Origin of the sequence: Demequina ureilytica, assembly GCF_048553575.1 — a bacterium.
Taxonomy (GTDB): domain Bacteria; phylum Actinomycetota; class Actinomycetes; order Actinomycetales; family Demequinaceae; genus Demequina.
This window is the reverse complement of sequence record NZ_JBLZIE010000001.1, coordinates 441,188-454,226: the sequence shown is the minus strand read 5'-3', so window position 1 is coordinate 454,226 and position 13,039 is coordinate 441,188. Positions and strand designations below refer to the sequence as shown.

The following is a 13,039-nucleotide window of genomic DNA, read 5'->3' as shown; positions in this document are numbered from 1 at the left end:
AGAGCGGTCAGCCGCGCGCGACAGGCTTCGCGGGCACCCGCACTCGGAGCGCTCCTGGCTCGAGGAAAGCGGTCACCCGCTTGGCGCGCCCGAGTGACTCGCCGTCAACCTGGACGCGGTAGGGGGCATCCATCTCGATCTCGACCTTTCTGCCACGCGCGTGATCGATGCGGGAGACCCGCCAGGCCTTGAGCAGCTCCGACTGCTTGATGCCCGCGCCTTGAGCGACCACGGACCCGAACAGATCGGTCCAGCCGACGATCCCGGCGCGTGCATCGAGCGTCGCGATGTCGAGCTGGCCGTCCGTGATCGACGCGTCCGGGATGAGCTGCAGCCCGCCGGGAAGCCGGCCCGCGTTGGCGACCAGCACCGTGCGCATCTCGTTCTGCACCGCATGGGCACCGTCGATCGACACGGTCGCGGTCATGCGCTTGTCGTGCAGATGGCGCAGCGCGGCGAAGAAGTACGCGAGCCAGCCCAGCCGCCGCTTGAGTGTGGGATTGGTGCTCGCGACCATCTCCGCGTCCATGCCCGCTCCGGCCATCACGAGGAACAGGTAGCGGCCGTCCTCGCCGTGCCCGGTGAACGCGCGCTCGATGTCGACGTACCCGACGTCCACCGTGAGGTCGTCGCCGTCGAGGATGGCCCGCAGCAGCGCGGGGGTGTCGCCCACGGGGAAGTCCAGGTTGCGGGCGAACAGGTTGCCGGTGCCGAGCGGGAGGATGCCCATCTTGGCGTCGGTTCCTGCGCATGCCTCGGCCACCGAGCGCACCGTGCCGTCACCACCCACGGCGACCACCACGTCCGCGCCCGCGGCGATCGCGTCCTTGGCCATCCCGTACCCCGAGTCCTCCAGGGTCGTGTGGAACCACATGGGCTGCGGCAGATAGCGGATCGAGCACGCGCGCAGCGCCCGCTCGTGCATCTCCTGCACGCCCTCCTTGGTCGGGTTCGCGATGAACGCGATCGAGGTCTTCTCGTGCGAGTCGGGCGAGAACTGCCCCGTGTTGCCCGGGATGGTGGAGCGCACCATCAGCACGCGCCGCCACATCCGGGGAACAGCGAGAGGGTCGCGGGCACCCAGGCTGCGAGTGAGGGTGACGGCCATCACGAGCGCGACGAGGGCGAGGATCAGAGCGACTGATCCGAGGACGGTGCCAAGCATGAGGTGAGCCTACGCGCCGCCGATAGACTCGCGGGCATGATCGACCTCAAGCTGTTGCGTGCCGAGCCCGACGTCGTGAGAGCCAGCCAGCGCTCTCGGGGAGCCGATCCGGGGATCGTGGACCAGGTGCTGGACGCGGACTCCGCTCACCGGGCCGCCCTCGCAGACTTCGAGGCCAGGCGCGCCGAGCAGAAGGCGCTCGGCAAGCAGGTCGCGCAGTCGTCGGGCGAGGCCAAGCAGGAACTGCTGGCCCGCACCAAGCAGCTCTCCGCCGAGGTCAAGCAACTCCAGGCAAGCGCCGATGCGGCAGCAGCTCGCGCGGTCGAGCTCGCCCGGTCCTTGGGCAACATCCCCGAGCCCGGGGTGCCCAGCGGCGGTGAGGACGACTTCACGGTGCTGCGCCACGAGGGCCAGCCGCGCGACTTCGCGGCCGAGGGCATCGACGTGCAGGACCACCTGGCTGTCGCTGAGCGGCTGCGCGCGATCGACATGGAGCGCGGCGCCAAGGTGTCGGGGGCGCGCTTCTACTTCCTCACCGGAATCGGAGCGCGGCTCGAGCTCGCGATCCTGAACGCGGCGATGAACGTCGCTCAGGAGGGCGGCTTCAGCCCCATGATCACCCCCACGCTGGTGCGCCCCGAGACCATGGCGGGCACGGGCTTTCTCGGCAGCCACGCGGAGGAGATCTACTACCTCGAGCGCGATGAGCTGTACCTGACCGGGACATCGGAGGTGGCGCTCGCGGGCTATCACACGGACGAGATCCTCGACCTCGCGCACGGACCGCTCCGCTACGCGGGCTGGAGCGCGTGCTACCGACGCGAGGCCGGCTCCGCGGGACGCGACACCCGCGGCATCATCCGCGTGCACCAGTTCCACAAGGTCGAGATGTTCAGCTACGTCACGGCGGCCGATGCGGCGGCTGAGCACGAGCGGTTCCTGGAGATCCAGGAGCGCATGCTGCAGGCGCTCGAGCTGCCGTATCGGGTGATCGACACCGCAGCGGGCGACCTCGGGTCCTCGGCAGCGCGCAAGTTCGATTGCGAGGCGTGGCTGCCGAGCCAGGAGCGGTGGATGGAGGTCACATCCACCTCCAACTGCACCACCTATCAGGCCCGTCGCCTCGCGATCCGCGAGCGCGGCGAGCAGGGCACCACGCCGGTGGCGACGGTCAATGGCACCATCGGCACCACCCGGTGGATCGTGGCGCTGCTCGAGAACCACCAGCAGGCCGACGGCAGCGTCCATGTGCCCGAGATCCTGCGCCCGTTCCTGGGCGGCCTGGAGCGCTTCGAGCCGGTCGCCTAACCTCTTCGCCGCCTCCACTCCCAATGGTCCGTGTGACTCAGGGGGCGCTTGAGCCACACGTGCACACCCCTGTGTCACATCCGCCACACGCGTCCCACCGACCATTGGGAGTGATGGGGGGAGCGGGGTGGGGGTGCGGGGAGCCGGGTGGTGGGACAGCGCGCCAGGGTTGACGGGGGCGTCACCTGGCCGTCGTAGGCTCGTCGCATGAACCAGGCTCCCGATCAGCTCAGCCGTCCGCTCGACAACGACACCTGGCGACTGATCGGCCTCGACATCGACGGCACCTTGATGCACTGGGGCGGCGACATCTCGCCCGCCGTGGTGAGCGCGATCGAACAGGTGCGCATGTGCCGCAACCACGTCATCCTCGCCACCGGGCGCAACATCGTCGGCACGATGCCCGTGGCGCAGACCCTCGGGATCCGGCGCGGCTGGGCGGTGTGCTCGAACGGCGCCGTGACCGTCCGCCTCAATCCGGCGAGCCCGGGCGGCTACGACATCGTCGAGACTGTCACGTTCAACCCCCGCGCCGCGCTCGAGCTGATCCGCGAGGAGATGCCTGACGCGTTCTTCGCGGTCGAGGACCTCGGCGTGGGCTTCCGCGTTAACCGCGAGTTCCCGATGGGAGAGCTGGAGGGGCGCCAGCGAGTGGTGGAGGACTTCGACGACCTCGCTCACGAGGAGGCCACGCGCGTGGTGATCCGGGCACCTGGCCAGGACGTCAGCCACTTCGATGACCTGGTTCACCGGATCGGCCTCAACGACGTCACCTACGCCGTGGGTTACTCGGCGTGGCTGGATCTGACCCCGCCGGGAGTCTCCAAGGCCTCGGCGCTCGAGACTCTGCGTCGTCAGCTCGGCGTCGAACTCGAGCACACAGTCACGGCGGGAGACGGCAACAACGACACCGAGATGCTCAAGTGGGCCGGGCACTCGGCCGCTATGGCCTCCGCGCCCGAGCACGTGCGCACCATCGCGAACGAGGTGCTGGGCTCGGTCGAGGACGATGGCATCCTGCCGCTGCTCGAACGGCTCATCGACCCTGATCGCCTCGTGGTGCGCTGACCCCGCAGCCCTGTTCAGCCCGCAACCCACGCCCTAGGCTCGTGTCATGACGTGGCTCACGACCCCTGCCCACCATCGCTGGCTCGAGGCCGAGGCAGACCGCTTGCTGGAGTTCGGCGCGGGGAGTGCGGACCCTAGCGGCGGCTTCGGCTGGCTGGATGAGGCGGGAGAGCGCGTCGAGAACCACGACATCGAGCTGTGGATCACGTGCCGCATGACCCACTCGTTCTCCCTCGCCACGATGATGGGCCGACCGGGAGCGGCGGCACTCGCCGACCACGGCCTGGACGCGCTGCGCGGCCGGCTCAGGGACGACGAGCATGGCGGGTGGTTCGCAGCCGTGAACGCGAACGGCCCCACCGACACCGCGAAGCAGGCCTACGGCCACGCCTTCGTAATCCTCGCCGCGGCATCCGCCACCGCCGCCGGCCGCCCCGAGGCCCGTGAGCTCCTGGACGAGGCCATCGCCGTCCACACCGAGCACTTCTGGGACGACGAGGCCGGCATGAGCCGCGAGGCATTCGCGCGGGACTGGTCGGGCGAAGAGGACTATCGCGGCATCAACGCGAACATGCACACTGTCGAGGCCTATCTCGCGGCGGCGGACATCACAGGGGACAAGACGCTGCTGCAGCGCGCGCTGCGCATCGCCGAGCGCGCCGTTCACGGCTACGCCCGCGGCAATCACTGGCGCCTGCCCGAGCACTTCGACGCGCACTGGGATCCCGTGCTGTCGTACAACGAGGAGACACCCTCGCACCCGTTCCGTCCGTACGGCGCGACCATCGGCCACTGGTTCGAGTGGGCGCGCCTGACCCTTCAGCTGGCCGCATCCTTGCAGCAGTCGGGCCTGGCACACCCCGAATGGATGCGCGACGACGCGTGCGCGCTCTACGACGCGGGAGTCCGGGAGGGCTGGAGCGTGGACGGAGCGACCGGGTTCGTCTACACCGTCGACTGGGACGGTCGGCCGGTGGTGCGCGAGCGCATGCACTGGGTCGCGGCCGAGGCAATCGCCGCCGCCGCCGTGCTGTGGCAGGTCACCCGACAGGCCACATACGCCGACCAGTATCAGCGCTGGTGGGACTACGTGGGCGAGCACCACCTGGACCGCGAAGGCGGGTCGTGGTGGCACGAGCTCGGCCCGAGCAACCGGGTGTCGCGCACCGTCTGGGAGGGGAAGGCGGATATCTATCACGCGCTTCAGGCGACCCTCATTCCGCGCCTGCCCACCTCGCCGGCGCTCGCGGCCTCGCTCGCGGCGGGCAACCTGCGCTGACACAAGCCTCCGGACGGCCGATGCGCGGGCCGGGTCAGTCGCCCGTCGTGAGCACGAGCTTCCCGAACACCGTGCCGCTTTCCAGCGCCCGATGCGCGTCTGCGGCCCGGCTCAGCGGCACCGTCGCGTGGATGATCGGTCGCACGGCCTGGGGGACGAGGGGCCAGATCTGCTCCTCGACCGCGGCGACGATCGCACGCCGCTGCGCGAGAGGCCGCGACCTGAGAGTGGTGCCGATCACGTGGGCTCGCTTGGTCAGCAGCTGACCGAGGTTCAGCTCCGCCCGTGCGCCTCGCTGCATGCCGATCACCACGAGCCGCCCTCCCGAGGCCAGTGCTTCGATGTTGCGGGACAAGTAGGCAGCACCCACCACGTCGAGGATCACGTCGGCACCCCCGGCGGCCGCCATCGTGGTCTCGAACTCGTCGTCGCGATAGTCGATTGTCTGCGCGCCGAGCTCCGCACACCGTGCCGCGCGCTCGGGCCCGCCCGCGGTCGCCCACACGTCAAGACCGAGAGCGATGCCGATCTGAATCGCGAGGTGCCCCACCCCGCCCGAGCCTCCGTGCACGAGCAAGCGCTCCCCAGCCCGCGCATCGGCCGCCTGGAGGTTGGACTGCACCGTGCACGCCGCCTCCATGAGCCCTCCCGCCTCGGCCATGGTCAGGCCCGCGGGAACCGGGAGCACCAGGCCCGCGTCGACCGCTGCCAGCTCCGCGTACCCGCCGCCGGGCAGCAGGGCACACACCGCGTCTCCGACGGCCCATCGCTCCACGCCCTCGCCCACCGCGGCGATCTCGCCCGCGACTTCGAGACCCGGCCATTTCGGGGCGCCGGACGGAGGCGGGTACCGGCCCTCGCGCTGGAGCACGTCGGCGCGGTTCACTCCGGCGGCGAGGATGCGGATGAGCACATCCGTCGGGCCGGGCCGCGGCTCGGGGGCCTCGCCGAGCACCAGGGCCTCGGGGCCGCCGTGATCATGGAAAGTGGCGATTCTCACACTATTGCTCCCGTGTCTTCGCGTCATGGCCGCGTCACTGTAGCGTCTCACTCCATAAGTCGGCCCTAAGATTTCAGGTTCTCGGCAGGGCGGCCGATAAGTGGGGGGTCCAGGCGCATGGAAGCGCGTCCGGGAACCGGACGCCGCAAGCGCAGCGGGACATGAGGGAGAGAATAGATGCTCCAGAGGCTAGGTATCCGCGGGAAGCTCCTCGCGGTGGTCGCGGTGCCCATTCTCGTGCTCGTGCTCGCAGCAGGCTTCATCACCTTCGGGTCGGTGCAGGATCTCAGCGCGGCGCGCAACACCTCCGCGCTGGTCGACACCCTTGCTGAGGCCCGGTCGCTCGAGAGCGTGCTCCAGGAGGAGCGCCGCGCGGCGATCAACTTCGTCTCGAGCGAGGACGACGGCTCGGATGCGCTCACCGCTGCGATCAGCGCCACCGGATGGGCGTTGACCGACGTGGGGGCTGCGATCGATGCCTTCGAGCCGGCGCCGGACGCCGAGGAGCAGGACGATCGCGCCGCCCAGCTCCGCGAGCAAGTCGTGGGCGTGCTCGGTTCGACCGAGAACGCTGCGATCCTGGAGGCCGAGCGCGCTGTCGAGGTCGTTCCCGCCGCAGGCGGCGAGTGGGCCACCTTCCCCGATGAGGCCACGGCGGCTGCCATGACGCAGGGCTACGAGACCGCGGCCACAGGGATCGAGTCCATCGCGGCTGATGCACCCGGAGCGGTTTCGGAGGAGCTGCGGGCTCTGGCGGACCAGATTCGTGCCGAGAACGAGGCAGCCCAGGCGGCATACGTCGAGCCCGAGCGCTGGAAGCAGGCGCTGCAGGAGCTCTACCCCGAGGTCGATGCCGCCGTCGCCGGCCTGCTCGAGCAGCTCGATCAGCTCGGCGCCGACGACCGCAACCAAGCAGCGGTCGCATCGCTGCTCGAGGGCCGTGACCTCCTCGGCAACCTGGAGTCCACTCGCGACTCGACGAGGTCGCTGAGCGTCCTCGTCGCCACGCTGACCGGCTACTACGACGGCGCGCTGGGCAGCATCTCCGCAGCCCCGGACGACGTGGTGGTCGCGGTCTCGGACCCCGAGTTGATCGAGACGCTGCGCGCATATGGAGACCTTTCCGCGCTCGACGAGCGCATGCTGCGCGAGGGCCTGCTCGCCGAACGCATCATCCGCGTCGGTGCATTCGCCCCCGACGGTGGCGAGATCAACCTTCTGCAGGACTACCAGCTCCGCACCAACCTCGCTCTCGAGCGGGCGCAGGCGTCATCGCTTGCCTTGGGCGACGACTGGGCCCTCCCCCCGTTCGGCGCCTCCACGGACATCACGGGCAACCGGGCCGAGTCCTTCGTCTCCACGCGTACCAGCATCTCGAGCGGCCTCGACTTCTCGGTCGCCCAGGAGGACCCGGACGTGTGGGCGGGCGCCGTCGACGCTGAGGCTGAGCAGTACGAGGCCGCGCGAGAGTCCGTGCTGGGCGAGATCGAGTCGCGCGCCTCGGCAGCCTCGCAGGCCGCGCTGACCCAGCTGCTGCTCACGATCGCCATTGCCGCGCTCGTGATCATCGTCTCGATCGTCGTCGCGCTGCTGATCGCGCGCCGCATCATCGGCCCCCTGCGGCGCCTGACCACGACGGCGACCGCGGTGCGACAGGAGTTGCCGCGACTCGTGGAACGCGTGGCCATGCCAGGGGAGACGGTCGACGTCAACGAGGTGCAGATCCCGGTGGAGTCCAGCGACGAGGTGGGACGACTCGCGGAGGCGTTCAACGGCGTCAACGCGGCCACCCTCGCGATCGCAGGCGAGCAGGCCGCGCTGCGTGGTTCGATCTCGGAGATGTTCGTCAACGTCGCCCGTCGCGACCAGGTGCTGCTGAACCGCCAGCTGTCCTCCATCGACGAGATGGAGCGCTCTGAAGACAATCAGGAGACGCTGACCAACCTCTTCGCGCTCGACCACCTCGCGACGCGGATGCGCCGGAACTCGGAGTCGCTGCTGGTGCTGGCCGGGATCGACACGGGCCGTCGCCTTCGTCGCCCCATGCCACTGTCCGACGTGGTCCGCACCGCGTCCTCCGAGATCGAGATGTACGAGCGCGTCCAGCTCGAGCTCGACGCCGACCCGCCCATGCTCGGCCACTCGGCCCTGATCGTGGCGCACATGCTCGCGGAGCTGCTCGAGAACGCGACGGTGTTCTCCGACCCCGACACCGCAGTGGTGGTGCGCACCTCGGAGCGCGGCGACGACTTCGTCGTGGAGATCGAGGACGCAGGCATCGGCATGACGGAGAAGGAGCTCGGTGCCGCCAACGACCGCGTGGACTCGACCGCCGCATCCGAGATCCTCGGCGCGCAGCGGCTCGGGCTGTTCGTGGTGGGACGCATCGCCCGTCGCGTGGGCGCGCGCATCGAGCTCCAGTCGCAAGAGGGTGCAGGCACGCTCGCGATCGTGGCCATGCCTCGCGCGCTGTTCGTCCGCGATGAGGACGTGGCACCGCGTCACGCTGCATCTCCCGCCGCGGACGAGGAGGCTCAGGCTCCGACGGCGCTCCTGCCCCATGACGGGGCCGAGGAGCTTACCCACGTCGCGGACGGATCACGCCCGGACGCCTACATTCCCACTGTCATCGAGGAAGGGGCCAGCCTTACCGGGAGGGCGGACCTGGACGCGGCGGACCCCGATTCGATCGAGGCCCGCATTGCTGCGGACGCAGCGGCCGCGCCGACGGCAGAGCCGACCAACCCCGAAGAGCTGACGACGGGCACGTCGTCGGCAGGTCTCCCCGCTCGCCGCCGTCGGGGCGCGACGGCGGCCGAGGACGCGTCGCGAGAGCAGACGTCGATCGTCGGCCTGCCCGCCAGGGCGACCGATGCGCAGATGTCCGCCCTGGCAGCCGAGCAGGCGGGCGGGTTCACGCCCGCCATCTCGCCGACAGAGATCACCCCGCAGTCTCCCGAGCAGCGCTCGTCCATGTTCCGCGGCTTCCGTTCCCGTCGCGAGACCGAGGAGCAGGTGGGAGGGGCGCCCGAGGCTTCGTTCGCACCGGAACTGCCGCGCCGCGAGCAGCCCTCCATCCCGTCGCTCGAGCCCGATCACGACGAGGCAGCCGACGCCTTCGGATCCGACGACGCTCACCCTGCCGAATCCACGGACCTCGGCGCTGCTGGCGTGGGCGGCTTGGGCGGCTTGGGCGAGAGCGATGCCGATGCGGGCGAGCCTGAGCCCAGTGCACCCACAGCCGAGCAGGCACAGGCCAGTGAAACAGCGCCGACCGGCGCCCCCGAGGCGGCGGGTGCTGTCGCGTTCTTCTCGAGGCGCGAGCGCCATCGCGGTACGGCCCGTCAGGATGCAGACCGGTCAGAGGGAGTCACCTTCTCCGACGACGCCGTCCCCACGGAGAGTGATTCGCCGTCGGACGAGGCCGTTCAATCAGAACAGCCGGCGCAGTCCGAAGACGCGCCGCTCGCCGCGAGCGACGGATTGCCGCTCTTCCGCATGCCCAAGCTGAGCCCCGCGCCGGCCGAAGGATCCGAACGGACCGCGAACGCGGCTCCCTCTGAGCCAGAGCCCCTGCTCGAGCCCGACCACGACGAACCGCGCAGCAGTGAGCTCGACGCGGCACCCGCCAGGGATGATGGCCCGTTCGTGGTGCCGTCGCTCGAGCTGGACGACGACGAGGACGAGTCGCCCGCCGCTTCCTACGCGCCGGCCGACGGGACGCCCGAACACGACGCGGCGCCCGAGTTTGGAGCGACGCCCGAATACGAAGCCGAGCCGGCATCGTACGGCGGCGTCGAGCATGTCTCCCTCGCGGACGATGCGACGCAGCACGCCGACTCGCCGTACGCGCCGTCTCCCGACGCTGCCCCCTGGGACGCAGGGGCCGGCACGGCAACCCCCGAGCTTGGCGTCGAGGCACCTCTCCCGTGGCACTCGCAGATCCCCGCGCAGCCGGAGACCCGTGACGACGCGGCGTCCGCACCCGGCTTCATGCCGAGCCCGGAGGTCGCAGCGGACGAGTGGACCGAGAATGAGCGCGCCACGCACCACGCAGCACCTGCAGACGAGGCAAGCGAGGAGCCTGCTGGCCCGCAGGTCGCCACCCCAGTGCTGGGCGCGGTGCCTGTCGACCAGTCCGCTGCGCCCGGTCACCCGGCGGCAGAGCCTGCGGCTGAGCAAAGCCCGAGCCTCGACGCGCTCATTCAGAGTGCCGTCGACGACGAGACCGAGCAGCGGCCCGGCTTCTTCTCGCGACTGTTCGGCCGCGGCCGGCGCGGCGACTCTCGCGCGCAGGATGCAGGGGGCACGGCCCCCGGCGCGCCTGCCGCTCAGTGGGCCGCCACCGATGCGCCGTCCTCTTTGCCCAGCGCTGCCACCCCGCCACCGGTCGGCGTCTACCAGCCCGTGACCGACCAGCCGGTCGCGCCCGCATCGTGGCAGTCCGCCCCAGAGACCGCATCGGCTCCCGAGAGCCAGCCGGCTCACCTGGACCAGCCAAGCGCCGCATCGGCCCTGCCGACGTCCTTCGCGCCCGCAGCGGCGGACCCGCCGTACCAGGCGCCCGCGTCTGCCGCACCTCAGCACGACGCGCAGCCAACCGATGACGACGTGCCGTGGTGGGAGCGGACCGAGGCGGAGCCCGCCGGGCAGCAGCCCGAGGAGTGGCAGGAGCCGCACAGCGCACCGCAGGCGTTCGAGCCCGGCGTGGGCGACGGCGCCGAGGCCGAGGAGTGGCCGACAACTGCCCCCTCGGCGGCCTCGAGCGCGGCAGGGTACACGCCCGACGAGCTCGCCCAGGCCTCTGGCTGGGAGACCGCCGGTGCGAGCGCACTCGAAGCAGCGGAACCCGACGGAGCGACCACCTACCAGCCAGTCATCCAGCCGGACAACAACGGTGACGGCGGGGCAGACCTCACGAGCGCGGTGTTCTCCGAACTCAGCTCTCTCGCGTCCGAGCGGCCGAAGGTGGAGAAGACGCGCGCAGGGCTCCAGCGCCGCCGCCCCGCTGACGCCGCTCCTGTCGAGGTCAGGCCCATCGAGGAGGACGCCTCCCTCGCGCCGGCGGAGCGCGACGCGGACGCCGTGCGCAGCCGCTTCAGCTCCTTCTACTCGGGCACCAAGAGGGCGCGCGACGATGTTGCGGCCTTCGAGCGCCAGACCGAGCCCGCGGAGGCCTCCGACTCATGAGAGCCTTCGCGAGCACCATTCCGCCTATCGAGATCTCGCTCCTGAACCGGAGCGGCAATTGCAAGGAGACGCAGTGACCGAGCTCAGTACCGAGGCCACCAATTTCGGATGGCTGCTGGACAACTTCGTTCAGACAGTCCCGGGAACCCGACACACGTTGGTGGTGAGCGCTGACGGCCTGCTCATGGCGATGTCGAAGAACCTGGACCGTACTGGCGGCGACACTCTCGCAGCGGTGGTGTCCGGCATGGCCAGCCTCACGCGCGGCGCCGCACGCCAGCTCCGGGCGGGAGAGGTGCGGCAGTCGATCATCGAGATGGACGAGCTGTTCCTGTTCCTCATGAGCGTCTCGAACGGCGCGGTGCTGGCGGTGGCCGCCGATTCGACATGCGACGTGGGCCTGGTCGGGTACGAGATGACGCTTCTCGTGTCGCGCACCGAGAATGCGCTCACGCCGCAGCTGATCACTGAGATGCGTCAGAACCTGCCCACCGACGGTCACACGCGCTCGTAAGGGAGACGGCCGCCATGACAGACGCGACGACGCCCTTCGGCGACGACGAGACGTACGGGGTCCGTCCGTATGCCGTCACCGGCGGCCGAGTGAGCGCGGCGACCACGGGCCTCCCGATGGAGGCGCTGGTCGAGGCGCGCTCCGATCCACAGGCTTTGAAGGGGCTGACCCCCGAGAAGAAGACGATCCTGCAGCTTGCTACGGGTCAATATCAATCTGTTGCCGAGCTCTCGGCCCACACCCGGCTTCCGCTGGGCGTGGTCCGCGTGCTGGTGACGGATCTTGCTGAAGAAAATTACCTGACGATCTACACCGGCGGAACGGCCGACGACACGTCCACCCATGACGAGTCCGGCGGTCTGTCCCTGAGCCTTCTGGAGAGTGTCCTCGATGGCATCGCAGCCCTCTGACGCGGCGGTCGCGACCCCCGCGCCCCACATCGCCCCCACCGTCGTCAAGATCGTCATCGCCGGCGGCTTCGCGGTGGGCAAGACCACGTTCATCGGGTCGATCTCGGACATCGACCCGTTGAACACCGAGGCCGCGATGACGGAAAAGTCGATCGGTATCGATGACGCCGGCGGCGTGACGGACCGCAAGACCACCACCACGGTGGCCATGGACTTCGGGCGCATCGCGCTCCCGGGTTCGCTGTGGCTGTACCTGTTCGGCACCCCCGGCCAAGACCGGTTCCTGTTCATGTGGGACGACCTGGTGCGCGGTGCGATCGGCGCGGTCGTGCTGGTGGACACCGAGCGTCTCGACCAGTGCTTCCCGGCCGTCGACTATTTCGAGGGGCGCGGCGTTCCGTTCGTGGTGTGTGTGAACTGCTTCGATGGCGTCGCCCGCCATACTCTCGAGGACGTTCGCGAGGCCCTTGGTATCCCTGCCGGTGTGCCCGTCATGTACACCGATGCACGCGAGAAGGCGGCGACCAAGCAGGCCCTGATCGCGGTCGTGCAGCTCGCGATGCGTCAGTTGGCCCCGTAGCGCCGGCGCGCAAGGAGGCACCAATACCACCCTTGTGCGGATTGTCTGGAAGTCCGTCCGGCCGCTGCGGCGATAGTGTGGACGGGTGATCTATCTCGACGGCTCCGCGCTCTGCAGGTTCCTGCCGGGCGTGAAGTACTTCGACGAGTGGAACGCCTGGGCGGTGCCACGCATCGACGACGTCGCCATGACTCAGCTGGGGCTCACCGAGTTGCGCCAGGCGGCGGAGCTGTTCCCGCGGGAGACCAAGGGCCGGGCATACGACATCGTCGACCAGGTGCGGCGCACCATTCCGGTGATCCGATTCTCCGACGAGAACGTCTCCGTGTCGACGCACGCGGCAGCGGTGCTGAAGCCGTTCGCGGCGCTTCACCTCGGCGCGGCGGTCGCTCATCCCTCGATCGACACGGTGGCCACGTACGACGCCGAGTTCGCTCAGGCGGCGGAGCTGTACGAGTTGGCGGTGGTCTCACCAGGACTGCCGCAGGGCTGGCACAATGGCACGGCTGGCGCGTAGCACGCGCC

General features: G+C 69.9%; 10 protein-coding genes. 8 read left to right on the top strand and 2 right to left on the bottom strand.

Going from position 1 to position 13,039, the window contains the following annotated elements; translation table 11 throughout:
* Positions 1-7 precede the first annotated feature (7 nt).
* Positions 8-1,165: a diacylglycerol/lipid kinase family protein gene (locus ACNI3K_RS02050; protein ID WP_419390193.1), complete on the bottom strand. Its 1,158-nt coding sequence runs from the start codon at positions 1,163-1,165 to the stop codon at positions 8-10.
* A 36-nt stretch (positions 1,166-1,201) separates the two neighbouring features.
* Between ACNI3K_RS02050 and serS the strand changes: the two genes are divergently transcribed.
* The 3 genes from serS (at position 1,202) to ACNI3K_RS02035 (ending at position 4,820) form a co-directional block, all read left to right on the top strand.
* On the top strand, positions 1,202-2,473 hold the full coding sequence (gene serS, locus ACNI3K_RS02045) for a serine--tRNA ligase (protein ID WP_419390192.1): 1,272 nt from the start codon (positions 1,202-1,204) through the stop codon (positions 2,471-2,473).
* A 207-nt stretch (positions 2,474-2,680) separates the two neighbouring features.
* Positions 2,681-3,541: an HAD family hydrolase gene (locus ACNI3K_RS02040; RefSeq protein WP_419390191.1), complete on the top strand. Its 861-nt coding sequence runs from the start codon at positions 2,681-2,683 to the stop codon at positions 3,539-3,541.
* A 46-nt stretch (positions 3,542-3,587) separates the two neighbouring features.
* Positions 3,588-4,820 carry an AGE family epimerase/isomerase gene (locus tag ACNI3K_RS02035; protein WP_419390190.1) on the top strand — a complete coding sequence of 411 codons (1,233 nt, stop codon included), beginning with the start codon at positions 3,588-3,590 and terminating at the stop codon, positions 4,818-4,820.
* Positions 4,821-4,854: 34 nt separating this feature from the next.
* On the opposite strand, the gene ACNI3K_RS02030 is transcribed toward ACNI3K_RS02035, so the two are convergent.
* On the bottom strand, positions 4,855-5,820 hold the full coding sequence (locus ACNI3K_RS02030; protein WP_419390189.1) for an NAD(P)H-quinone oxidoreductase: 966 nt from the start codon (positions 5,818-5,820) through the stop codon (positions 4,855-4,857).
* A gap of 177 nt (positions 5,821-5,997) precedes the next feature.
* On the opposite strand from ACNI3K_RS02030, the gene ACNI3K_RS02025 reads away from it, so the two are divergent.
* The 5 genes from ACNI3K_RS02025 to ACNI3K_RS02005 all read left to right on the top strand — a co-directional run bounded on the left by ACNI3K_RS02025 (position 5,998) and on the right by ACNI3K_RS02005 (position 13,031).
* On the top strand, positions 5,998-11,010 hold the full coding sequence (locus tag ACNI3K_RS02025) for an ATP-binding protein (RefSeq protein WP_419390188.1): 5,013 nt from the start codon (positions 5,998-6,000) through the stop codon (positions 11,008-11,010).
* Positions 11,011-11,083: 73 nt separating this feature from the next.
* A complete protein-coding gene (locus tag ACNI3K_RS02020; RefSeq protein ID WP_419390187.1) occupies positions 11,084-11,524 on the top strand; it encodes a roadblock/LC7 domain-containing protein in 441 nt (146 codons plus the stop codon).
* 14 nt (positions 11,525-11,538) lie between these two features.
* The gene (locus ACNI3K_RS02015; protein ID WP_419390186.1) at positions 11,539-11,934 is read left to right on the top strand and encodes a DUF742 domain-containing protein; all 396 of its coding nucleotides are present in this window, start codon (positions 11,539-11,541) and stop codon (positions 11,932-11,934) included.
* Positions 11,915-12,514, top strand: coding sequence for a GTP-binding protein (locus tag ACNI3K_RS02010; RefSeq protein WP_419390185.1), 600 nt, complete (start codon positions 11,915-11,917; stop codon positions 12,512-12,514). Before ACNI3K_RS02015 ends, ACNI3K_RS02010 begins: the two co-directional genes overlap by 20 nt.
* An 85-nt stretch (positions 12,515-12,599) precedes the next feature.
* Complete coding sequence (locus ACNI3K_RS02005; RefSeq protein WP_419390184.1) at positions 12,600-13,031, top strand: PIN domain-containing protein; 432 nt, start codon at positions 12,600-12,602, stop codon at positions 13,029-13,031.
* The last annotated feature ends 8 nt before the right edge of the window (positions 13,032-13,039 follow it).